This window comes from Priestia sp. JSM ZJ58, assembly GCF_044383985.1.
Taxonomy (GTDB): domain Bacteria; phylum Bacillota; class Bacilli; order Bacillales; family Bacillaceae_H; genus Priestia; species Priestia zanthoxyli.
Genome location: NZ_JBISEM010000001.1, coordinates 3,037,895 through 3,060,407 on the forward strand (window position 1 = coordinate 3,037,895; position 22,513 = coordinate 3,060,407).

The window sequence follows — 22,513 nt, forward strand, 5'->3', positions numbered from 1 at the left end:
GATTAATCCATAATGACTGCTGCTATTTATACTGTTCTAATAGTAAAGAATTTCTTTAAAAGCCAAGGTCCTGGCGTAAACCCAAGCGTTAATTGCCAAGCACCTATTGCTTGCAAGCCGAATTGACGAACTAACACCATTTTTTCACTCATGCTTCTTACATCTTCAAACCATACTTCATGCATCTGCCCCGCTTGATCTTTATACCGAAAAAATGGAGATTTGTACTCCTTTGAATATTGAATGGGAGACTGATATCTCATTGCTGTTTTAATCGCATTTTGGTTGGATATAGCGGGTGCTACCGTGCCGGGCTTGTAAGGAATTGGCCAATTGTATCCATACAAAGGAACGCCAATGATGAGTTTTCTTCGCGGAACACTTTTTATCGCAAATTCTACTGTTCTCTTTACTTCAGTAATAGGTGCAACAGGACCAGGGTCGCTGCCTGCATGGTGCCAGTCATATGCCATTATGAACATAAAGTTAACAACCGCACCTATTCCTCCGTAATCATATCCTTTTAACCAAGGGATATCTTCGCTTGTCTTGGCTGGAACCGCTATTGTCAGCACATAGTCTGCAGGTTTTAAACGTTCACTCAGTTGACGTAAAAATCCGGTAAAAAGGTCTCTGTCTTCGGTCTTCACACGTTCAAAATCAATATTTACCCCTCCGTATCCTTTTCTAGATACTAAATCAAAGATATTATCGACAAGATTTTTTCGTGCCTGAGGATTATTTAAAACTTGATGGGCAAGATCAGAACTAAACCCTTCAGAAGTTAGATTAGTAATCGTAACTAGCGGTGTAACGCGATTTTTCCAAGTCGTTTCAATCGCTACTAAATCGTTTAAATTATTTATAATATCTCCATTGCTGCCAAAATGATATTCAAAGATAGAAATGGAAGAGGAATACGTTGCAAAATCACTGATTAACTCGCGATCTGCTTCTGGATTTCGAACGGCATAGTATTCTAGTGTCCCTGCAATATAGTCTGATATGTTAGGAATGTTTATTTTCATTCCGACTTGCAAGTAGTTATACGAGACTGAAGGATTAGCCCTTTTCAATTGCTCCAAGGACACGTACGCTTTTTTAGCAATACCTTTCATCGTATCACCAGGTTGAACTGTGTATACATATAGGGCTATGAGCAAGGCTTGACCTGGAACAATATTTGCTTCTTCTAACCCATTCACGCTCCTGAGCTGTGCAACGGAATAACCATATCTTCTGCTTATTGAAGATAACGTATCACCAGGCTGAACTATATGAACAAACATGTTTTCTCCTCCTATGTACTCTTTATCTATTTACGTTTTATTCCGCACCAAGTTTAAAAAAGCCATTCAATAAATGTATATGAGTATTGTTTGTTTATATAACTGAGTTAAGTAAGGGATAACCTCTTTACACACTCTCACTCTATTGCGTCCCTAATACGGGTAGAAATGTTCCAGAGATGATCTCAAAATCTATGTATCATAAATGTATGTTTTTGGTGTACTTGAAACAGGCTGTTTTTTGTCAGATAGGATTATATTAAGAAATAAAAAGAGCAAGCTCTCTATCATGAGAGCTTGCTCCTTCCATTTAACGATTAAATGGAATTGCTCATAATTTCCCACACCTTTTTCTCATGTTTTTAAGCCTCTTGTGATTACTGCAGAGAAAAATTTTTGTCCTACGGCTAAGAGTTAATAGAGGAGAAGCACATGCTGAGGGCACCAACTCAAGCATGTGAAATATCTTAACCGTACCCTAGAGCAGGATCATCAGGGGATGATATTTTTAGAAGCTATCTCCTATTCAATAAAGGAGTTTTTTGTAAAGAGGAAGTCAGTTCTTTCTTAACCTTTTACCTTGTGTTTCTTTTATTTATTTCTTTTTTTCCATTTTATAACCTCGATGTTAACGCCATGATCTTCTTGAGATGATATGGTGAATTCGTCCATTAATTTTTTTACCCCTGATAAACCAACGCCTAATCCCCCTGACGTTGTATAGCCAGTTTCTAGCGCTTGTTGAATATTTTTAATGCCTGGTCCTTTATCTATAGCTATTATTTTGAGTCCTATTTCAAGTTGATTCTCTATTATTTCCATTATAATTTTCCCCGTAGTGGCATATTTATATATATTTCTGGACAATTCTGAAATAGCCGTAATAATTCGGGCCTGATCGAGTGCGCTGAAGCCTAAGCAGTTAGAGAACATCCGTCCTTTCTGACGCGCTTCTACTATATCCACTTCAGTGTGTATCTCAACAGTTAAAGGTTCCTTTCCTTCATCCGATTGAAATAGCATCATTATCACCACTTTCTTTATTTTAATAGGAGAGGAAAAACAATAGGCCAAAAAGAAAGGTTAGATAACCTTTCTTTTTGGCCTACATCTAGTTCAGTGCCTAGCTTATCAGTGCCGTTATGAAGTTGGGTTTAAAATCAGAAGAATTGTACTTTTATCTTTATGAAAGTCCCATGCGACTAGTATATCTGTTACCTTTGAATCTAAAATCACTTCTAATGATTGGCTATGTTCATGGAGTAGCCTTTTTTCGAGATTTCTTTTAGCCAATGTAAGGTTTTCTTCAAACCCTAATTGAACTAATTCTTTCTCTACATTTACCATAATACCTTCCCTGATTATAAGGAGTGTTCTCTGATCTAATAAATAAGAAGAAACACCTTGAGGAAGTTTTTCTGCTTTTTGAGTCACTTCCTCAACTTCTTTATGCAGCAATTTCTGATTTTTATAGGAATGGTTGACTATGTTATTTTTATCAGAATGGATCATGATAAACATGCCAGACTGCAGCTCTAAATTCCAATCATAATAAAATTCTTCAATATCTAAATGTATATTTAATTGGATATATCCTTTTATCTCTTCAATTAAAGTCTCCATCAACAAATCACGTGTTTTTTGAACATAGATAACTTGTCCCTTGTCTAGCAAAGCCTTTTCTAAAGGTAATAAAAAGGCTTTAAAATAAACGGTTATAAAAGGAGGAGAAATGACGGTGAATACACCTCCAGGACCTCTTCCAAAGTTTTCACGAAGTAACCTTCCCATATAACTACTTAATTCTTTTTCCAGTTTCGTTTTATCCATAGATGGTGCACCTAGTTTCTAGTTTCATAAGGTATACTATTCGTGATGTTTTATGAAAACTCCTTCTTCATCATAAGATCATTTTAGGTAATAAGAATTCACTTTCTATAAAATGTAAACTAGTCATACTAGTACATTTTTAATAGATTGGTTTCTGTTTACCTTTGTATTTTCTATGTTTAAAGATTCTTCTTTTATTTGAAATTCCAATTTTACTTCCGTAGATAATGGTACTTAAAAGTATTATATCCTTGCTAATTTCTTCTTTGTAAAATTCATTATCATACTTTTGGTAATCCTGCAACAATCGACGAAGCTCTTTTATAAACAATACAATCTCATGATTATCAGCCATACCGACCAAATCCTTTCTGTTGGCACATCCTATTTTCAGATGCTATTTTAGGGGATTATTCCGTTACAAAAGGACTTACTCTTTTGAAACAACAAAAATAAGCCGAAAAAGAAAAGGTATGAGCTTTTCTTCCTCGGCTTATGTTTGGCACAATGTGTCCAATTCATTACTGCCTCATTAATTTTTTGGTTTTAAGATAAGCGTAATAATGCTATTGTCCTTTTCAAAATCCCAATCCACAAAAATATCAAGAATGTCTGCATTTAATATCTCATCATAGTCATCGTTTTGTCGTAAGATTCCTTTTTCCAAAGGGCGTTTAGAGATGCGTAAGGTGTCATCAAAACCCAACGAAATTAGCTGCTTTTCAATAGCCACCAGTATTCCTTCTCTTACGATGACCAATGTACGATCACTTAATTTATACGAAGAGATTTTCTCAGGCCCTTTTTGTGCAATTTCACTCATCTTTATAATCCGATCATGAATTGCTTGTTTTCCTGGGTAAGGGTCACCCTCAGTCAAATCGGCTTTCAAATCGTCCAGACAAACTCCCACAAAAATTCCGGAGTGATGATCTAAATTCCAATCATAATATAAGTGCTGGATGTCAAGGTCTGTAATCCCTTTAATTTGACCAGTGATTTGAGGTTCAAGAGTCTTTACCAAAAGCTCTCTTGTAGTCATAACCTGAAGTTCTTCATTCTGGTTTAACAGTACTTGTTCCATCGGTGATACAAAGCCACTAACATAAATAACAACATAAGGTTCATAAATCGTAACATGAACAGCCTCGGGACCTTTTCCAAAGTTATCTCGTAACAATTTGCCCAAGTTATTCGCCAATTTTGTTTGCTGAGCCTTAATATCCATATTTCTTCATCCTCTATTAAGAAAGAAGCATCATATCCTCTTTCCATCATTTTATTGTACCATTACGAACGAATAATTTAAATATACAGAATAAATAAAAATAATTTGTTACTTCATGTTTAACCGAATTATAAACGTTCAAAACCTCTTCTTTCTATTGCTTGGGACGTATTTTGAATGTCACCGAAAAATACGAATCCGTTGGATTCGTATTGATGTTTTCAATGAAGTGAGTTATAGCATGTAGTCAAATTATTGTTGGGGAAATATAGCTTTATCTTTTAATTGATGCATCGCAGGGACATACTAAAAAATAAAAAGAGGTGCAGCATGAAAGAGAAAAAGGAGCCACTTATTTTACGCAAGTGGCTCTTTGCTATGTTGATTGAATTCACTTGAACCTCTAATAAATAATGGCAAAACGCAATCTATAATCGATTTAGATTATTCTTTGACTAATTTAACAAGCATATGAGCAAGATGATGTTGTTCTTCCTCGTTTCCTACTTTCCATAACTCATGTAACAAGTATTGCTCTTCATTTTGTGGCTCCTCATGGGTTGCGAGATAGTCAGCTATTTTTTTAGCTGCTAGAGCTAGTTGATTATCATTTAACCCTAGTTTCTCACCTTTTGTGACTTTATCTCCTAAGTAACTTTTAAATTCGTTAAAACTAGAAAGGATGTTGTCTTTCTTCTCTTGACTCATTTCATTTAGTTTATCCTCTACTTTATTTTCAACGGTTTCAGTATTATTGTTCATTTTTCATTCTCCTTCCAATTAGGTATCAATGTTCTTATATGGTAAATCCCCCATTTACAGGTATATAAACATTTCGCAGCCTATTCATATGTTAAGTAGAATAATAGTAAACCTTGAATAAAACTCGAGTATTTGTAATAAAGTTTAGTGAAACACCTTTTTGATAACAGGATGTATTTCTTAGGATGTTAACAACCTAGGTTAGTTCCACAAAACTTAACGGGTTATTTAGATGAGGAACGGAGTGAATACAAATGAGTTTAGCTACTTATATAGGTTCGAACGTAGAATTACCTATTAATAAGGAATTAGATAATTTAGTTACTATTGGGAGTTGCTTTTCAGATGAAAGAAATCGATTGAACATAAAGAAACACCAATTTACTACCCTTTATGTTTATGAAGTTGCAAGTGACTGGGGAATTGAGATTACGGAATATATGAATAAGAGCAGGCGCAAAGAATCAAAAGAGAAACTAATTGCACTATGCAAATTGATGGATCGCTATCTTAAATCAGGAGACTTTTTTGAATTGTATAGTTGTTGGGTAGGAGAAGAAGCTAAAGAACTAGAGAGGAAATTAACGTTAAACATCCATTACTTTGACATTGACGATATTGATATGCCAGAAAAAACATTAGTTAGAATTGAAAAATGAGTTCGTCCTATTATTATGGTAAATTACCCTTATATAGTGTACATAAAAACAGAAAAACTCCCCTAATACCTTAAGGGAGTTTTTCTGTTTAGTTAAATATTAAGGGTGTAATTGCTTGTTACTTACATATCATTTAATATTTTTGTAGATATTTATTATAACCTATCAAATGATTTCGGGAAAGCAAAAAATGAAAGCGATTACTTTTAATTTAAAATAATAAATGAAATATAACTGTCTTTTTATGAGATGTATTTTGGTTCTGGAAAAATACAGTGCTTAAGCTTATATGCTCTAAATTTCTCCTTATCTATTAATAGATAAGGGGAAATTTTTATTCTTTATCGTTTCCTGGCACAGCATTAGAAACTATAGAAGTGTCTCCAGTATAATACTTATGGGGATAAGGATTAGAAGGCTTTGTTGCAAACTCTTTCTCAAGATCAGCTAATTCCTCTGATACCTGTTCTAAATCATTTGATTGATTATCACTCATATAAAACTCCTCCTTTTAATTAAACAATGTTCATCGCGCATTAAGGATACGTTTTTTCATAATGTGGATATACATGCTGTTTTTATTCTATACTTTCCTGTGCCTTTTCTTCATTTAGTATATATCTCAAATTAATATTTATTACTTTTTTGAACTTGTGAATGATTTATTTGCACCTTTAAAATCTATTATGTTAACTAAGAAAGTATGCTATATTCACTTCAAAAAGCAGAGACCGATTGGCCCTGCTTGTTATTTGACTATCACTTTCCCTACCATTCCACTATTGAAATGATACCTACATATCAGTTCATATGTACCGGAATTTTGTGGTTTCACGGTAATGGTTTTTTCTTTTCCAGGCTGGACTTCAGCGTCAATTCCGAGTTTTTCCACTGTGAAGGTATGCTCTTTCTGACCTTTATTTTTCAATATCAATGTTATCGTTTTTCCACTTGGGATAGTGATGGTTTCTGGATTAAAGTAATCATCGTTCAACTGAACCTCCATAGCTTTTTGTCTTACCACGTCCGATTCAGCCAAAACGCCGAGTGCCCCTGAAGTTATCACACCGATAAGCATCGCAAACAAAATGACCCATCCCGTTAACCACTTTTTCATAGACATTTGCAATCACTCCTTTCCTAAGCCATATTCTTTTCCAATTCATAAAATAATATCAATATTTTTTTGTAAATTAAGTATTATTTTTCCTTAGTAACAATTTCTGGAAACTACAAATAGTTAGGAGAATCGTGAGTACTAAGAGAAGAAAATAGCAGGCGTACCCAGGAATAAATAAGTTTTATGAAAGAAGCTTCTCGATTAGGTCTCTCAATTAAATTGCAGCACTTTATAAAATAGTATTGATACTAATAGAACAGTTTCAATCATATTCTTATAAGAGAAAACATTGAAAAGGAGTGTCAAGTTAGTTGATAAAAGCTAAGGTTAGTTTACGGCCTATTATTAGTAAGATAAATTTACCTACCGTTTTGAAAACAGCTATACTTCCCGGTGACTCACTTGAAAGCTTATTTATTGCAACCCAAGTAGGAGAGATCTTTTACATAAGGAACGGAGCTATACGGACTTTTTTAGATATGGGCTCACAAATCATAAAATTGGGTACGTCTGAACCAGGTGTTTCTCGTGGGGGATATGATGAACGGGGATTGCTGGGGCTAGCGTTTCATCCAGAATTTCATTATAACGGTCTGTTTTATCTTCATTACTCAGTAGCTGGAACACAAGGACCAGGTGCACTTTCTGAACATTTTAAGCCTAACCCGTGTGATCCTAAAACTTCAAACCTAAAGTGGATAAATAGAGAAACTAAATATGATCATATTGATACAGTGGAAGAATGGATTTTCCAACCAAATGCTCAGCCTCAAAAAAGACGGACGTTACTTAACTTAAGAAGACCATTTTTTAATCATAATGGTGTTAACAGCTTAAACTTTTCACCTGAAACTGGAAAACTTATCTTAACAATTGGAGATGGCGGATCAGGATATGACCCCTTTAATTTAAGTCAGGATGATATGGAGATTTGCGGAAAAATAATTGAAATTGATGTAAGTAAGAATACATTCATCCATAATCCACCCGCAGTCACACGCTTTAGTGAACTCCCCTCACCTATTCAGGAAACCCTTGCGCTCATTGCCAAAGGAGTTCGCAATATAACCGGCATTTCATTTCAAAAATTTTATAATCAGTACATCAAATATGTGGGAAATGTTGGACAAGACGTGGTAGAGTCGATTTTTTCATTTGTTCATTATAGGCCAATACCTGTTCCTCAACTTGTTCAAGCTTCTTTAATGAGAGCTAAACTCAGTCAAGAAGGATTTATTAACCTTGGCTGGCGGGGATGGGAAGGAGATTTTCCAACTTCGTTTATAAAAAGGTGTTCTGAAAATCCGGCTTTGGATGAGAAAATAATTGCTTATTACGATGAAGCAGTAAAAACTTCAGCGAGACGTCTTCAACCTTTAACTAGTTATTTTCATAAAGATCCCCGTCCCAATAAATTTGGAGGAACCTCCCTTACTGGAGTTCAGCCTTATATGGGAAATAAAATCCCTAACTTAACAGGAAGCGTTATGTTTACGGATATTGCACAGGTTAAAGAAACTCAATCTCCAGTTAGAGGAGTTTTAGCTTATACCAAGGCAGGTACAGATTGTAAGCTAAATGATTTTAGGATTGTGGAAATTGAGTATAATTTTGGTTCTCAATCAGCTTACTACGTTAGTTTGGGAACGAACCTGGATCAAACGAGGCTTTATTTAGGAGTTTATGGTTCTATGAAAGTGTCTGACTTTAATCAAGGTACTGTTTTTGAAATTGTTCCATGATTTACATTTATAAAATTCGACTAAGCATTGATTTCCCCCAAAAAAATTATAGCTTAATTTTTTCAGTAGCTATTTTATAGGAATGAGCAAATGAACTTTCTATAAAATAAAAAAGCCTTTAATCAATAAAGCCCATAAAAGATTCATTTTATGGGCTACAGTACATACCTTTAAAAAGATAAAGAAACTTATCTTAACGGATACGACCTATTTCTGTAAAAATAAATGCGACCTATTAGTGCTCCCTCTTAATTTCTTTATATATTACATGTAAGAGTTGATATATCGGGCAGTGGTCTAAATGGATCTTTACCCCCTTATAATGTAAAAACAGTTAACCGAGGTGAAATTCATGTACTTTTTAAAGTCTCTTTCAAATGAAGTAAAATCTGCGCAGCTTCTTTTTAATAGACTATCTAAAACTAAGCAGCTTGTATCAGGCGCTCTTTTCGCCAGCTTAGCAGCCCTTTTTCAATCAGCAGGAGGGTTTTTACCAGGAATAGGAATTTTCATTAGTCCATTATCTACCGCACCCATTCTTTTTTGTTTTATACTTTCGCTTCCTCTAGGGTTTCTTACCTATACACTAACAAATCTGCTTCTTCTGATTATCCAGCCAAGTGAACTTATTATTTTTCCTTTTACAACCGGAATATTGGGAATGGGCATAGGCGCTGCTTTTTACATTTTTAACAAGAGATTGTACATTGTTATAAGTGGCGCCACTCTATTAACTGTTGGGATTATTACCTTATTGTACGGTTTCAAATTCCCAGTACTAGGTCCTGCGATTCCCAATAATTTTTCTCTTTCTACTACTGGTTTAATTTTTGTATTTACTTTCCTTTATAGTTGGATTTGGGTTGAACTGAGCCTAGCTTATTTAAAAAAATTTAAAATATTTATTTCCTAGTGAATCTACAGACTAATCTCTTAACAGAGATAACTCGTTAAAATAATGGAGAAATCGCAATCAGCTTTTTAGAAGAACGTCAATTAGGATAATCTCATCTGCATTTTTTAAGGCTCTTTTTATTATATTTTCAAATTCGACTAAACTATTTGCCCGTTCTCCTTTAATTCCAAAGCTAGCTGCCAATTGGACAAAATTTGGGTTTGTAAAAGTTACTCCATAGCTCTTACCAAACTTTTTGTTCATCATTTCCTGCTCTATTTTTAATGTAGAGTCGTTTAAGACAATAATAATGAATGAAAGCCCTAAGCGCTTTGCCGTCTCTATTTCTGCAAAATTCATTAAAGCTCCTCCATCTCCAGTAATACAAATAACTGAATCATTAGGGCAGGCTAGTTTAGCTCCAATTGAGCCTGGTAAAGCAATACCCATGGAAGCTAGACCATTTGATATAATGAACTTGTTAGCGTTTTTGGGTTGATAAGTTCGAGCTATAGATACTTTATGAGCTCCTACATCTGAAATCACAATTGTTTCCTCTGAAGAGAGCTTGTCAATACTGTGCAAGATATTCTCAATTGTTAAAGGTAGTAAATTAGTATCTATCTCTTTCTTTTCAATATGATAGGATTGCTTAATTTGTTTCTGAAGATTGCCAGAGGGTATCCACGGTTTAGAAGGGATATCCAGCTGATTGAATACGCGTAAAGTTTGCTTTATATCTCCAACCAATTCGACTTCTACAGGATAATATTCATCTATTTCTGCTGGTAAGGTATCTATATGTAAAATTGGTGTTTTTTCCGTGTTCCATTCTTTGGGTAGCTTCTCGACAAAATCAAACCCAATTACAATAAGCAGATCAGCTTCCTTTAAGCCTGCGAGCACTTCATCTTTCTCATTAAATCCAAACGTAAAGAAATTTTGTGGATGATCTTTAGATAACACACCTTTAGCCATATAACTATGGGTAACCGGTGATTGAAGACGTTCAATAAATAGTTGAAGCTCATCCACGGCTTCCTGTCTAACAACGCCGTTACCGATAATAACAAAAGGTCTCTCATACTGCCTAATAAGAGTATTGGCAGCCTGAATTGACTCCATGATAGGTATACTTACGGGTATAGATGTAGGTGAAATAGGTTTGATGGGAACGATTTGAGTTGCTAAGTCTTCTGGCAATTCTACTACTATGGGTCCTGGCTTTTCCATTTGTGCAATTTTAAATGCTTTTCGAATAATCTCAGGAAGCGTTTGTGCATCTTTTATTTGAACACGCCACTTCGTTGCTGGTTCTACCATTTTAATAATGTCCATATATTGATGTGACTCTTTATGTTGTCTCCCCAAAGCAGCCTGTCCCGTTAATGCTACAACAGGAGAGTGGTCTAGCTTTGCACTAGATATTCCTGTCAATAAATTAGTAGCTCCTGGTCCTAATGTTGATAAACATACCCCTACTTTGTTTGTTAACCTTCCGTATACATCTGCCATGAAAGCAGCTCCTTGTTCATGCCGCACATTCACGAATTGAATCTGTTTAGAGTTGGATAAAGAATCAATAAAATCCAACGTCTCTTTACCAGGTATTCCGAAAATATATTCAACTCCCTCATTTTCTAAACATTGAACAAGTGTATCCGTCACTTTCATATTGTTCGACCTCTCTTTAGATAGTATTCTGACAAGCTTATGTGAAAGAAATAGCTCATTAATTCTTATCTCGTCTTTTCTCGTTTTAACTAACCGAAACCCTAAATGTATGGAATGAAATCATACTCACTAACTATTGTTTATAGTGTTACCATTAGGTTCTTATGTTAAATACATTTTTTAGATAATGTATAAATAATTGGATGAGTCAACCTTTCATCCGTGTGAACTGATTGGGAGTGTGACAATACTCTATAAAGAATTATTATGAGAAAGTAACATTTTAAGGAATGTAAAAAATCCCATATACAAATAATAAGCCGAATACTCGTATAAATTGGAAGGAGCGGCTTTTATGAAAAGATTATTATGGGTAGGATTTATTGTGTTATTTTCGCTAAACATGCTGGTTGAACCAAGTAGTGCTCGTGCTGAAGCACCAGAACATCGTGTTAGTCAATCTCAGGTAACGTTTGAAAATGAATTCAGAAGACTTTGGATGGATCATGTATTGTGGACAAGTAATTATATTACAAGTGCAACAACAGCAGGATCAGAAGACCAAAAACAGGTGTTGGCAAGGTTATTAAAAAATCAGGAAGATATCGGGAATGCTGTGAAACCAATATACGGAGAAAAAGCTGGGAACAAACTTACGGCTTTGCTTAAGGAACATATTGTGATTGCTGGCAAAATTGTAGATGCAGCTAAAACGGGAAAGAAAGCCTTGGTGAATCAATTAAACAAAGAATGGTATCGAAATGCTGATGATATAGCAGCGTTCCTTAGCCAGGCTAACCCTTATTTAAAAAATGAAGACTTAAAAAAATTACTGTATATGCATCTAAAATTGGTGACAAATGATTTATCTGCAAGCTTAGAAAAAGATTGGGAAGCAAGAATCGTTGCAATTGATGAAGGAATCTCACATATCGTCTTAATGGCAGATACTATATCTGCGGGAGTTGTGAAACAGTTTCCAGAGAAATTTAATAAATAATCTTAATAATCGCCAATAGAATGCTGGAGATTATTTGAAATTCCTTCATAAGAAACTGCACCTGTAAGAACTCTTTTGATTGATGCCTCTAGGAGACCTTATGTTCACTAAAAAGGTACATGTAGATATTCTGCATAAATCGTCATACCAAAAAAAGGTTTATTAAACTTAAACACTGGGTATTATCAAATCAAGACGATGTGTTAAGAGTACCGCCCGTGCATAGGGTGTGTCCTTCTCTATTCTATAAAAAATGGCGCCTCCAACGGCGTCATTTTTTATTTGTAAACAAGTTTAAGGATGCTTCATGCGAAGGTTGGATTTATATGAAAAGGTACATAGATTCTTATCTAATAGAATCTATTTTTACACCACTATTCAAAAAGATTTTGAGTGAACTTCCCTTTCTTTTGGGCAGACGGGTCCCCGTGTGCTCTCTCATCTAATTTAGTTCATATTTATGAATAAAATGCCCATAATGAGTATGTGGGCATTGGTTGATCTTTGACTTCTATCATTTCGATGTTTAGAAGATCACTTATAAATATTTTGATGTTTTTGCATATGAACCTCATTATGATGTAGATCGTCATACCCCAATCACCTTTTTAGTGAAGTGAGTATTGATAAAGAAAGTTAGAAAGATCACATTAATTTAAGTTTAAGATGTCTCTATTGGGATAATATAATAAATAAGCTAGATTTAATGATAATCTGGTTTATTTTCTACATTCTAGGAGGCAACAAAAAATGGAACACGGTAAAGTGAAATGGTTTAATGCTGACAAAGGTTTTGGATTTATCGAGCGTGAAGGTGGAGAAGATGTATTTGTTCACTTCTCAGCTATTCAAGGTGAAGGCTTTAAATCCTTGGATGAAGGTCAAGAAGTGACTTTTGATATCGAACAGGGGCAACGCGGACCACAAGCGACAAACGTAAATAAAGCATAAAAACCATACTAAAAAGCAGACTCTATTTTCAGAGTCTGTTTTTATTTAAAAAGATTTTTATATCAAAACTTATTTATCAATAATTATAGTTCGTGTTTTTTTAATTCTTCTTCAAAGAAAAAGGTACTTGGATATTTGTCGACTGTATAAGAGTATCTTTTCATGTTTTTTACATAATGATTTTTTAAGATTGTTACTGATTCATTCGATACTCTTATAGTTACTATTTCTCCATTACTAAATATTTTCTCACTCATAGCCTTTATCCTTTTTTGCACCTGTGTAGATTACATACAAAATAATAAGCGTATTAAGAAACCTCTTGTTTTTGTGTATATAAAATTTTTCATAAAATTGATATCTTGGGCATAATACAGGATAGATACGTGGTAGAGGGGGGATTGTTTGAGACTAAAGGATGGAAACTTTTATACAGATAGTAGAACCAATAAGGTATATAGATTAAATGAAGATGACAAGGGAAGCTGGTACCTGAGTACACGTGATGATGAAGATCATCATCCAATGTCAAGAACTTCGGGGCGTAACATGATGAAATTGATAAAGAGTTTTTATACCAAAGTGAACGACAGTTGAAAATTTATCACTCTGCAAAACAACATAAAAAAATAAAGCTAGCTTAACCCAGCTAGCTTTATTTTTAGTTTATAGAGCCAGTTATCATAATGTTTTTTAGGGATTAAGCAACGATACGAACAAAAAAAATTTTGGCCTGGCCGTTGGCAATCACCTATTATTTAATTTCGATTGCAGAAGCCTTGTTGTCCCAATCCGACGCCATAATACCATTTCTATATTGTTTTTTGAAAAATCATCTATAATTGATATTGTTTTAATCTCATATTGAGATATATAATAAAAATAAGAAAAAAGAAAACGCTTTCTAAATTTAAATACATTGTTACTTTTCAAACTATAAGGAGGATTTAAAATGAGCCAAGTGGAAAGAAATTCTAAAGTACAGAAATTAGTTGAGTATAAAAAATTCAATGAAGAAGAAGTTTTAAAAATGACAGATCCGCAGGTTGAATATTATCACTGGCTCTATTTTGATGATTCCGCTTATGATTATATGTAACTCAACTATAAAATAAGAAAAAAGCACAAAAACGTTTGGTTCCAACGGGTTTGTGCTTTTTTCGTTTCTTTAATTATACGATTACTCGTTTTCAATACCATTTCCTGTGACAACAAAGTGAGGGCTGTCTTCCTTTCGGTTGAAAAGTCTCCAGAACTCACTATACTCATCGTCTTCTGACGTATCCGGAAATCCCTCCACTAAATAACCTTGAGATAAAAAGATCTTTAGCCCTCCTACTTCATCCGAGCCAACTCTTTCAACAATCGTGTGTTCGTTTATACCTTCTATAAAAAATTCAATTCGTTCATCGAATCGATTATTTCCTTGGACATCCCATTCAAAGTACTCATTTTCATCATCCAATCCTGTTCTTGGAGAATAGAAATCCCGTGAGGCTACTACAATTTTATTACCTTTGACAATACGCCATGAACATTGAATATGTAAAGCGTATTCAGCTACCTCTTCCGTTTTCCCCCTTCTGGTTACTAAAATTTTTTCTCCAAATCCTAGCCAAAACAAATTTGAGGCTCTCCCCGCGCATCTTACATTTAAGCCCACTAATTTGTCTAATTTTGATATAGTTGCTTTTCTCCTTTTATTTGCAGCTAAAGCTCACTTTTACTGTTCAAATTAACACTTGGCATATTCATACTAAACATAAGCTACATTAAAAAGCTCTTTATGAAAACACAGTCTGTTTATTTCTGCTTTTTTCCTTCTCTTACTTCGCTGATTGTCTTTGTAAATTCACGCTCAGTTACTCCTAGATAGGAGTCGGAACGACGAACATATACAATCCTAAGGTTTCTGTAAGGCTCAGGTATTGAAAAGAGTTGTACTAACCCTTCCCTCTCATATCTTTCCGCTAATGCCCGGGCTATAAGTGTCACACCAAGACCAGAAACTACTGTCCCCATAATCGTTTCGAGTGTAGCAAATTCCATAATTTTCGGGGATACGATCTGTTCGTCTTTTAACCATTGCTGTAGTCTTTCTCTATATTGGCAGCCTTCATTAAATAAAATGAATGGTAGGTGCAGTAACTCTCTGGCAGACTGAATCTGCTTCTTACCTTTTTCATTTGCACTGCATACAAGTACAATTTCTTCATCAAAAGCCGGAATTTGATCAAGCATTGACACATTTACTGGTTCTGCTACAAATGCCCCGTCTAGCTGGAACTTAAGAACTTTCTCTATTAATTGTGTACTTACTCCTGATACTAGAGAAATATCCACATTTTTGTGCTTATTATGATAGGAAGAAATAATTTCAGGAAACCCTACTACCGTTTCAACTAATCCAATACATAATGATCCAACAAGGTTACGTTCATCTTGAAATGCTTTGTGTATTTCATCCATTAGCCTTATCATTTGTTCTCCGTACGTTAAAAGTTTTCGGCCTTCTACATTTAATGTCATTCCACGTCTGTGACGATGAAACAATGGGTGTCCAATTTTCCGTTCAAGAGATCGAATACGTGCTGTTACATTTGGTTGGACATAACCTAGCTTATCAGCAGCAAGGCTTACACTGCCGTATTCTGCCACAGCCATAAATATGCGTATATCTTCTACTTCCATCAACATCTTCCTTTCCACTTACGTTAATTCATTTAGGTATTAATGATAATGATAGCTACAATCATTTATCATTATTTTACAAGATATCAAGCTCTAGATAAAATAATGACATCCAATTGTTACTGCAATTATTTAGTAGCCATTACGTAAAGTTCTTAAAATGAGGTGACTAAAAGGAGGAAGTCTGATTGTTTTATTTACTATTGTTTCTTGCCATCATCTTGGAGGTAATCGCAGTATTTTTTCTTAATCTTACAAATGGATTCACAAACTTTGTTCCGACTGTTTTTGCCATACTATTTTATTGTTCTTCGATTGCTGCTTATATGCTCCTTAACGCTAAAGGTGAAGTAGGAGTAGCAAGTGCTTTATATGCAGGAGGTGCAACCGTACTTGTTGTTGTCACAGGTATTATTTTTTTTGATGAAACTATTTCCTTATCTAAAATCTTAGGAGTTTCTCTTATTGTAATTGGTGCAGTTTCTCTTAACATTAAAGGAAGTTCTAAAGAAAGAAGGGCAGCGTAATGGGATACGTATTTTTAACGATTGGCTTAGTTTTAGGCATTGCAGGGCAAATGTGTGTAAAACTATCTAAAGGCTTTAGACAAACTGTTCCCACGATAGGTGCATTCTTATTGTTCATTGCTTGTATTTATTTCATTTCTCTAACAACACACTATTTTGAAATGGGCATCATTTTTGCTATATGGGCAGGGCTAACGATTGCTAGTACAACGCTGTTAGGTATTTATATATTTAAAGAATCAAAAAACAAAAGAAAGATTATCTCCGTTACTCTTATTATTACAGGGGTTATTATACTGAAAGCTTTCTAATAAAAATAAGATAAATAAGGCCCTTACTTAACTTATAAGTAAGGGCACCATAGAAGGAGTTAAAAACAAGGAGGTATTGGTCATCGACCGTCCATTGCTATAGTTGGTTATTGGTAAATAGTAACGGTGTAATGGGTCATTGGATTATTGGTTTTATCACTTGCCATCACAATAGTACTTTGAGTACACTAAACATTCTCCTTCTATGCCTTGAAGGGAGTCTCACCTCTTCAAGGATTAAAAATATTTATCTCCATCAAACTCTAACTCTATTTGATAGTTTTTAGCGTTAATTAAATTCGATAATCTATTTGCTTTCTTTTCAACCTCTAGCCCTCTTAGACGATATTCTTCAGGATCAAATGTAGCCACTTTAATAATGGATACCCCTTCTCCATAGTAAGGATATTCTTCTTTAGACGATGATCCAAACTCTTTGTATTTTCTTGCTTTGGCACGTAATTGAGTGGCATATTCAATCGCTTCTACAATTGTTAGTTTGTGTTCATTATAAGTAATAGTATTTTGAATATTGGCTTGATACATTAATTTATCAAGTAGACGTAAATCCTTTCGAATATCCTCTAAATCCTGTTCAACATGAGCTAGTGATCGAGCCTGAGGAGGAATCTTCTCCCCTTTTTCAATCTCTACAAATGCAACACGGTCCATCTCTTCTTCTAATTCGTGTATTCGTTTTGATAATACACTTTTCAATTTCACAGCCTCTGCTAGAGAAATTTTAGACATAGATCAAAGCTCCTTTATTCATAAACTTAATTTTTACTATTTTATTGTTCTAATACCTTCTCATAATAAGGAGGTGTTGTGCCACTTCCGCCATACCCTGAGACACTGGTGCGATCTACTTTATAAGACATTATATAGCGTCCTTTTTGTTTACCTTTAGTCCAGTTTTCTTCAAACGTCACTAGATAAAACTCTTTATTTAATTTTTTAGCACGAGTTGTTCTTTCGATTTGATACCCTCTAAAAGTTCCTCTCCATGTTCCAACTTTAGCAGGAAATAAATCAATATCTGTTCCTTCACCACTTGCCGCAAACTCTATGGCACCTTCTTGGGTAAATGGCGGAAGGCTAGGTGATAGCGCTTCGAATATACTCCAACTGAGAAGTAAAAGAATAAGAGGTATGATTAGCAATACTTTTGTACTTTTTTCCCTGTCAATTCTTCTTTCTACCCACCAATCTATACATGCATATAACATAGCAGCTGCCATCCCGTAATAAGCCAAATATGTATCTTGAAAAAACAAACCGTTAATTAAACCTAATATGCCATGGAAGAAGACAAATAGCCACCTCATGTTGGGAAGCCATTTCTTTCGAATAGCGTCCAGTATAACTGAGACAAAATTTCCGTATACAGCAATAACTACCCCTACATAAAAAAGATATACAAGGAACCACCCTGCCATGTCATTTCCAGTATGATACGATAGTTCTTCTCCGCTAGTTAGCTGTTGAATCAGACCTGTTACTGTCAAAAGGTACGCTAAAATAAAGCTTGTAGAAAGAGTTGTTATCGTCTTTCTCAAAATCACATAATCTTTTTCACTTTCCATAAAGGGTACCTTTTTCTACTTATTTCTATATATTTTATATTAAACCATATTTCTTCATATAAAGGTGACTTACAAACAAAAAATTGTGATTGATACTATTTATTTTAGTCGCTTTGTTATAGTAAGTCGTTAATCACAGAAGTACATATATTAAACTGATTTGTGTTAGACTGTTAAAAGCGTATGACTTTGAAGAAGAAAGGCTGAAAAACATGACACAAACAAATACAGCATTTCGTAATGCACTTATCAAATCACTCAGAGGTGAAAGAGGTCATCTTCCAACAATTAATGCAATAACCGACATTAATATGGAACTTGCTTCACATAAACAAAAGGAATTACCTTACTCTATTTATCAATTAGTGAAGCATATGAGCTATTGGCAAGACTTTTTACTTGCTCTTGCTAAAGGAGAAAACCCTGAGAGACCGAAAAGTGTAAGTGAAAGCTGGCCTGAACATCCTGCTCCGGTTGATGAGGAAGAATGGGAAAAGACGATCCAGCATTTTTGTGATGGAATTGACGAAGCTTGTCACTTAGCTGAGACATTATCAATCGAAGAACCTCTGGATGCTTGGCCAAGTGAAACCCCAGGGGGATTACTGCGTAATATTGCTTCTCACAACAGCTATCATCTAGGTGAAATTGTCATTATGAGAAGATTAAACGGAGCATGGCCACCGCCAACGGGAGGCTTTCCTGCTTAGATTGAGACATAATGCAGAAATAAAGCTCTAAAAAGCGTCCATTAAACACTTTTAGAGCTTTATTTTAGTTGTGTACTATTACCTTTATGAATAAAGTGTGGGACAAAACAAGTCTTCCTCTGCATTTCTGACAATTGAAAAGTGTGCAACGTTGTAATGACCATGTAAAGTTTCCTTATAATGCTTTATGATTTGTTCAGCACTTAAAACCATTACTGTCCATTGTTGAATGTCCATCACTCACTAATGTCACATCCACCCCATTGATTGTAGCTGTTCTGACTTCACTATCTATACAGTGTTGTGTCTAAATCAATGAGCAACTTAGCGGATTTTCTTGCCCCCTTGGTCTCTTGACCAGCTCCCCTTCACAGTTAGGACAAATATACATCGCACTTTCACTACATTTATCACAGAATGTACATTCATGTGTACAGATATAAGCAACAGAGCTATTATGGAGTTTCTTATTGCACTTTTCGCATGTATTTCTCATTTCTAAAGCCATTAAATCCCTCCTTTTGATATAATTAAATTGTATTGTATAAATTTCTATTTTCACATATCTATTTTATTGTATTACTAATTAATAGCTTTAATATTGACGGAAAATTCATTATTTTAATTTATAATTTAAAGCGGGGTATGTTTTATGGATGAAATTGATAAAAATATATTACTACATCTACAAGAGAATGCTCGTTTGTCCGTTACACAGTTGGGAAAGCTGGTTGGTTTATCCACCCCTGCTGTTAATGAAAGAGTAAAAAAACTTGAAGAGAAAAACATAATAGATGGATATAGAGCAATAATTAACCCTGAAAATTTCAACAAACCTGTAACTGCTTTTATTTTATTTAGCAATACAAAATGCAAGCAATTCGTAGAATATTGTAAAGAACACCCTGAAGTTATTGAATGTCATCGTTTGGCGGGTCAATACAACTATCTAGTAAAAGTTTTAACTAATTCCGTTCAATCTCTTGAAACATTTATTGATGAATCTATGGCTTTTGGAGAGCCATCTACATTGATTAAACTTTCATCACCAGTTGTCTATAAAGCAATAAAATAGAAAAGGAGAAATATCCAATATGAAAAAGCGGATTTTGAGTTGGAGCATTCTTGTTGGGGTTATTATTATTGTAGCTATTGGCATACCAAGGATAACAGCTAATGAAGCAAGCGCTTTAGGTTCATCAGAAGAAAAAAAGAAAGTAGAAGAACTCGAAGAAAATTTCCGAAAGTGGTCACTTGAACCACTGGATAAGTTTATGGTGCAAAGTCACCAAGCAAAGCCGAATGGACATCAGTGGAATAGTGTGAAACAAAAATCAATTAAAAATTACCGTGTCACATATTACACGTTTTTTGGATTTCGTTACATGGAAGCAGAAGTTAGTTAAATCTAAGATTATGCCACATGCCCGTTTTTTTTCTTTATCATGATCCATTCGATGTTACATAGATATAAAAAATAAACGTACAAAAAAAGGTAATGCAACATGCACTACCTTTTTTGTATTGTAATTGTTCTCTAAAACACCTGAAATTATTTTAAAATTATCAATATTATAGATTAAAAGGATTTTATTACCTTTTATGGTATACTCAAACCTAAACTATTCTTAAGGAGTGAACGAATTGGAAGTGAATAACCAAATTCAAATGAGAACAGTTATTGAGTAGATGTCTAATGCAAATACTAATTTTAGAAAAGGTGATGTGTGTAGATGAGTCAAAGATATGTTCAGCATCGTTTATTTCCTTACTTATTGGCCGTGTTTTCCGTATATTTACTTATCAGTAAAAGTAGCTTTATACCATGGTCCATCCTTGCATTTATAGTAGTTAGCACAAGCGTAATAGATAAAAGATATAAGTCTTCAGAAAACACTAAGAGATATATTTTTGCTAATAAGAGACTAGATTTTGTGTACAGACTTTTTTTATCTATCAGTGTTTTATTTATTATGATGAATCTACTTGTCTTAAAATTAGGTACAATATCTGTACTATATGTTCTTCTTCTACTATTTTTGACATCCATATTACTGTTCACTAGTCATATGGAATAATACGCTGTCTGTAGAATAACGAATGGTAGAGTTTTATCAATTAGAGAGGAGCATAAAATTGCAATCAACTTTTCAAAGAAGATTTAAAGACATACTATTCATTATTCTAACCTTATTACTTGTCATCTCCGTATTAGTAAATTGCGCTAGTTATTTTAATAGCAAGCAAATCGAAAGCATCAGTTCACAATGTTACGATAAAGGCGGAGAAGTCATACTTGAGATACATAACCCTTTTACCAATGATTATTCTTTTATGTGTAGGTAGGCTTTATCTATCTACTCCAGTGTTTTTTCATAAATGCAGGGACATTTTCATTTTGCATTTTAACGAACGGTCTTTGCAAAAATAAATAAGCGCAGCTGCTTACTTCAGCTACGCTTATTTATTTAAATCTTTATGTTGATATTGACCTATAAACCACTCAATTCTCTACCTATACCTTATCTAGATGAAAATCTCTTCATTATGGTCTGTACATGTCATAGCTCTACTGTTTAGTCTCAAATTAACTCCAACGTTTTTCGAGACGCAATATGATGGTAAACTGCACCAATCATACCTGATTGATTTCCAAAACTAGTAGATCTGATAACAGCACAGAATGCTGGATCAATTTCTAAGATTCTCTGTTTTAATTCGTTTATGAATGTTTTTCTTGAAGTAATCCCTCCCCCAATATAAAAAGTAGGAGGAGCAAACACATAATATAAGTTTAAGATGTTCATTGCCAATCCACTATATAAGTCACTAACCAGAAGCGATGCCACTTCTTCCCCTTGGTCGTAAGCTTCAAAGATTTGTTCACCTGAGACATTTTGAAAAGGTATATTCATACACTCTGCATATTTTTGGCGAATAACCGCCAGCGTAGCTGTTTTGTTAAATTTATGATTTTCTGCACTATCACTCGTAACGTGTTCACTGAACATATGTCCAAACTCACCAGATTGGTTACGTCTCCCTCTATAAAGAGCGTCGTTCAAATAAATTGCGCCTCCAATTCCTGTTCCAATAGTTAGACAAAGAAAGTCAGTCTCTTCTTTTGCACTTCCTTTCCATTTTTCTGCTAGAGCTACACAATTCGCATCGTTTTCTGCACTTATTGCCAAATCAGGAAATTGTTCTTTAAAATATGCAAAGATATTGAACCCATTAAAATCTTCAATAGCACCGCCCATTTCAATAAAACCTGTATTAGGATTAATAAAACCAGGTATGCTTAGAGCTAGCCCTACTACATCAGAATCCATTCGGCTTTCAATTTGAGTAAGAATAGTCTGCCCTTTCCTATTGGCTAGAGGTATTTTTACGGATTCAACAAGATCACCGGAAAGAGAAAATTTCCCCATTTTTAAATCGGTACCACCAATATCACAAGCTAATACAAATTTCATTGTATATCCTACTTTCTTCTTCAAAATATTGACTATAACCTCATTATAAGTGCATAAATAAA

The 22,513-nt window shown here is 34.4% G+C and carries 26 protein-coding genes and 1 pseudogene; 11 read left to right on the forward strand and 16 right to left on the reverse strand.

Annotated elements, in window-relative coordinates; genetic code table 11:
• Positions 1 to 26: 26 nt before the first annotated feature.
• The 6 genes from ACH6EI_RS15945 to ACH6EI_RS15970 all read right to left on the reverse strand — a co-directional run bounded on the left by ACH6EI_RS15945 (position 27) and on the right by ACH6EI_RS15970 (position 5,109).
• The gene (locus ACH6EI_RS15945; RefSeq protein WP_108674585.1) at positions 27 to 1,289 is read right to left on the reverse strand and encodes a glycoside hydrolase family 18 protein; all 1,263 of its coding nucleotides are present in this window, start codon (positions 1,287 to 1,289) and stop codon (positions 27 to 29) included.
• 591 nt (positions 1,290 to 1,880) lie between these two features.
• A complete protein-coding gene (locus ACH6EI_RS15950) occupies positions 1,881 to 2,312 on the reverse strand; it encodes an ATP-binding protein (protein ID WP_108674584.1) in 432 nt (143 codons plus the stop codon).
• 117 nt (positions 2,313 to 2,429) lie between these two features.
• Entirely contained in the window at positions 2,430 to 3,119 is a 690-nt protein-coding gene (locus ACH6EI_RS15955) for a Na-translocating system protein MpsC family protein (protein ID WP_108674583.1), read from the reverse strand.
• Between the two features lie 139 nt (positions 3,120 to 3,258).
• Complete coding sequence (locus ACH6EI_RS15960; RefSeq protein ID WP_033578616.1) at positions 3,259 to 3,474, reverse strand: hypothetical protein; 216 nt, start codon at positions 3,472 to 3,474, stop codon at positions 3,259 to 3,261.
• A 177-nt stretch (positions 3,475 to 3,651) separates the two neighbouring features.
• The gene (locus ACH6EI_RS15965; protein WP_014460656.1) at positions 3,652 to 4,347 is read right to left on the reverse strand and encodes a Na-translocating system protein MpsC family protein; all 696 of its coding nucleotides are present in this window, start codon (positions 4,345 to 4,347) and stop codon (positions 3,652 to 3,654) included.
• A 444-nt stretch (positions 4,348 to 4,791) separates the two neighbouring features.
• On the reverse strand, positions 4,792 to 5,109 hold the full coding sequence (locus tag ACH6EI_RS15970; RefSeq protein ID WP_014460657.1) for a DUF3243 domain-containing protein: 318 nt from the start codon (positions 5,107 to 5,109) through the stop codon (positions 4,792 to 4,794).
• Between the two features lie 254 nt (positions 5,110 to 5,363).
• On the opposite strand from ACH6EI_RS15970, the gene ACH6EI_RS15975 reads away from it, so the two are divergent.
• Positions 5,364 to 5,768 (forward strand): hypothetical protein, encoded by a 405-nt coding sequence (locus tag ACH6EI_RS15975; RefSeq protein WP_108674582.1) that lies wholly within the window; start codon positions 5,364 to 5,366, stop codon positions 5,766 to 5,768.
• A 334-nt stretch (positions 5,769 to 6,102) separates the two neighbouring features.
• Here ACH6EI_RS15975 and ACH6EI_RS15980 read toward each other — a convergent pair whose 3' ends face one another.
• Positions 6,103 to 6,264: a hypothetical protein gene (locus tag ACH6EI_RS15980; RefSeq protein ID WP_189643452.1), complete on the reverse strand. Its 162-nt coding sequence runs from the start codon at positions 6,262 to 6,264 to the stop codon at positions 6,103 to 6,105.
• 252 nt (positions 6,265 to 6,516) lie between these two features.
• Positions 6,517 to 6,891, reverse strand: coding sequence for a cupredoxin domain-containing protein (locus ACH6EI_RS15985; protein ID WP_108674581.1), 375 nt, complete (start codon positions 6,889 to 6,891; stop codon positions 6,517 to 6,519).
• A gap of 308 nt (positions 6,892 to 7,199) precedes the next feature.
• Between ACH6EI_RS15985 and ACH6EI_RS15990 the strand changes: the two genes are divergently transcribed.
• Entirely contained in the window at positions 7,200 to 8,630 is a 1,431-nt protein-coding gene (locus tag ACH6EI_RS15990) for a PQQ-dependent sugar dehydrogenase (RefSeq protein ID WP_397377615.1), read from the forward strand.
• 352 nt (positions 8,631 to 8,982) lie between these two features.
• Complete coding sequence (locus ACH6EI_RS15995) at positions 8,983 to 9,543, forward strand: hypothetical protein (protein ID WP_108674580.1); 561 nt, start codon at positions 8,983 to 8,985, stop codon at positions 9,541 to 9,543.
• 60 nt (positions 9,544 to 9,603) lie between these two features.
• On the opposite strand, the gene ACH6EI_RS16000 is transcribed toward ACH6EI_RS15995, so the two are convergent.
• Positions 9,604 to 11,199 carry an acetolactate synthase large subunit gene (locus ACH6EI_RS16000; RefSeq protein ID WP_108674579.1) on the reverse strand — a complete coding sequence of 532 codons (1,596 nt, stop codon included), beginning with the start codon at positions 11,197 to 11,199 and terminating at the stop codon, positions 9,604 to 9,606.
• A gap of 355 nt (positions 11,200 to 11,554) precedes the next feature.
• Between ACH6EI_RS16000 and ACH6EI_RS16005 the strand changes: the two genes are divergently transcribed.
• The 3 genes from ACH6EI_RS16005 to ACH6EI_RS16015 all read left to right on the forward strand — a co-directional run bounded on the left by ACH6EI_RS16005 (position 11,555) and on the right by ACH6EI_RS16015 (position 14,249).
• Positions 11,555 to 12,199 carry a glycosyltransferase gene (locus ACH6EI_RS16005; RefSeq protein ID WP_108674578.1) on the forward strand — a complete coding sequence of 215 codons (645 nt, stop codon included), beginning with the start codon at positions 11,555 to 11,557 and terminating at the stop codon, positions 12,197 to 12,199.
• Positions 12,200 to 12,949: 750 nt separating this feature from the next.
• Positions 12,950 to 13,150, forward strand: coding sequence for a cold-shock protein (locus tag ACH6EI_RS16010; RefSeq protein WP_013056409.1), 201 nt, complete (start codon positions 12,950 to 12,952; stop codon positions 13,148 to 13,150).
• A gap of 952 nt (positions 13,151 to 14,102) precedes the next feature.
• A complete protein-coding gene (locus tag ACH6EI_RS16015) occupies positions 14,103 to 14,249 on the forward strand; it encodes a BH0509 family protein (protein ID WP_014460666.1) in 147 nt (48 codons plus the stop codon).
• A gap of 81 nt (positions 14,250 to 14,330) precedes the next feature.
• On the opposite strand, the gene ACH6EI_RS16020 is transcribed toward ACH6EI_RS16015, so the two are convergent.
• Together ACH6EI_RS16020 and ACH6EI_RS16025 are read right to left on the reverse strand one after the other, a co-directional pair.
• Positions 14,331 to 14,774, reverse strand: coding sequence for a hypothetical protein (locus tag ACH6EI_RS16020; RefSeq protein ID WP_226313284.1), 444 nt, complete (start codon positions 14,772 to 14,774; stop codon positions 14,331 to 14,333).
• A 179-nt stretch (positions 14,775 to 14,953) separates the two neighbouring features.
• Positions 14,954 to 15,841 carry a LysR family transcriptional regulator gene (locus ACH6EI_RS16025; RefSeq protein ID WP_108674576.1) on the reverse strand — a complete coding sequence of 296 codons (888 nt, stop codon included), beginning with the start codon at positions 15,839 to 15,841 and terminating at the stop codon, positions 14,954 to 14,956.
• 188 nt (positions 15,842 to 16,029) lie between these two features.
• Between ACH6EI_RS16025 and ACH6EI_RS16030 the strand changes: the two genes are divergently transcribed.
• Both ACH6EI_RS16030 and ACH6EI_RS16035 read left to right on the forward strand, forming a co-directional pair.
• Positions 16,030 to 16,368, forward strand: coding sequence for a DMT family transporter (locus ACH6EI_RS16030; protein WP_033578604.1), 339 nt, complete (start codon positions 16,030 to 16,032; stop codon positions 16,366 to 16,368).
• Entirely contained in the window at positions 16,368 to 16,679 is a 312-nt protein-coding gene (locus tag ACH6EI_RS16035) for a DMT family transporter (RefSeq protein WP_047751245.1), read from the forward strand. The genes ACH6EI_RS16030 and ACH6EI_RS16035 overlap by 1 nt, the downstream gene beginning before the upstream one ends.
• 237 nt (positions 16,680 to 16,916) lie before the next feature.
• Here ACH6EI_RS16035 and ACH6EI_RS16040 read toward each other — a convergent pair whose 3' ends face one another.
• Together ACH6EI_RS16040 and ACH6EI_RS16045 are read right to left on the reverse strand one after the other, a co-directional pair.
• A complete protein-coding gene (locus tag ACH6EI_RS16040; RefSeq protein WP_108674575.1) occupies positions 16,917 to 17,429 on the reverse strand; it encodes a DIP1984 family protein in 513 nt (170 codons plus the stop codon).
• A 41-nt stretch (positions 17,430 to 17,470) separates the two neighbouring features.
• Complete coding sequence (locus ACH6EI_RS16045) at positions 17,471 to 18,265, reverse strand: hypothetical protein (protein ID WP_108674574.1); 795 nt, start codon at positions 18,263 to 18,265, stop codon at positions 17,471 to 17,473.
• Between the two features lie 212 nt (positions 18,266 to 18,477).
• Between ACH6EI_RS16045 and ACH6EI_RS16050 the strand changes: the two genes are divergently transcribed.
• Entirely contained in the window at positions 18,478 to 18,975 is a 498-nt protein-coding gene (locus ACH6EI_RS16050) for a DinB family protein (RefSeq protein WP_108674573.1), read from the forward strand.
• An 84-nt stretch (positions 18,976 to 19,059) separates the two neighbouring features.
• Here the strand turns inward: ACH6EI_RS16050 and ACH6EI_RS16055 are convergent.
• Positions 19,060 to 19,282 (reverse strand): annotated as a pseudogene (locus ACH6EI_RS16055) (cysteine hydrolase); the annotation flags it as partial.
• On the reverse strand, positions 19,283 to 19,483 hold the full coding sequence (locus ACH6EI_RS16060; RefSeq protein WP_028413848.1) for a DUF1272 domain-containing protein: 201 nt from the start codon (positions 19,481 to 19,483) through the stop codon (positions 19,283 to 19,285). It abuts the pseudogene before it with no gap.
• A 144-nt stretch (positions 19,484 to 19,627) separates the two neighbouring features.
• Here ACH6EI_RS16060 and ACH6EI_RS16065 point away from each other — a divergent pair, with 144 nt between their 5' ends.
• The gene (locus ACH6EI_RS16065) at positions 19,628 to 20,050 is read left to right on the forward strand and encodes an Lrp/AsnC family transcriptional regulator (protein ID WP_034264978.1); all 423 of its coding nucleotides are present in this window, start codon (positions 19,628 to 19,630) and stop codon (positions 20,048 to 20,050) included.
• 19 nt (positions 20,051 to 20,069) lie between these two features.
• Positions 20,070 to 20,381 carry a hypothetical protein gene (locus tag ACH6EI_RS16070; RefSeq protein ID WP_034264981.1) on the forward strand — a complete coding sequence of 104 codons (312 nt, stop codon included), beginning with the start codon at positions 20,070 to 20,072 and terminating at the stop codon, positions 20,379 to 20,381.
• Positions 20,382 to 21,557: 1,176 nt separating this feature from the next.
• On the opposite strand, the gene ACH6EI_RS16075 is transcribed toward ACH6EI_RS16070, so the two are convergent.
• Positions 21,558 to 22,451: an ROK family protein gene (locus ACH6EI_RS16075; protein WP_098627287.1), complete on the reverse strand. Its 894-nt coding sequence runs from the start codon at positions 22,449 to 22,451 to the stop codon at positions 21,558 to 21,560.
• Positions 22,452 to 22,513 lie beyond the last annotated feature (62 nt).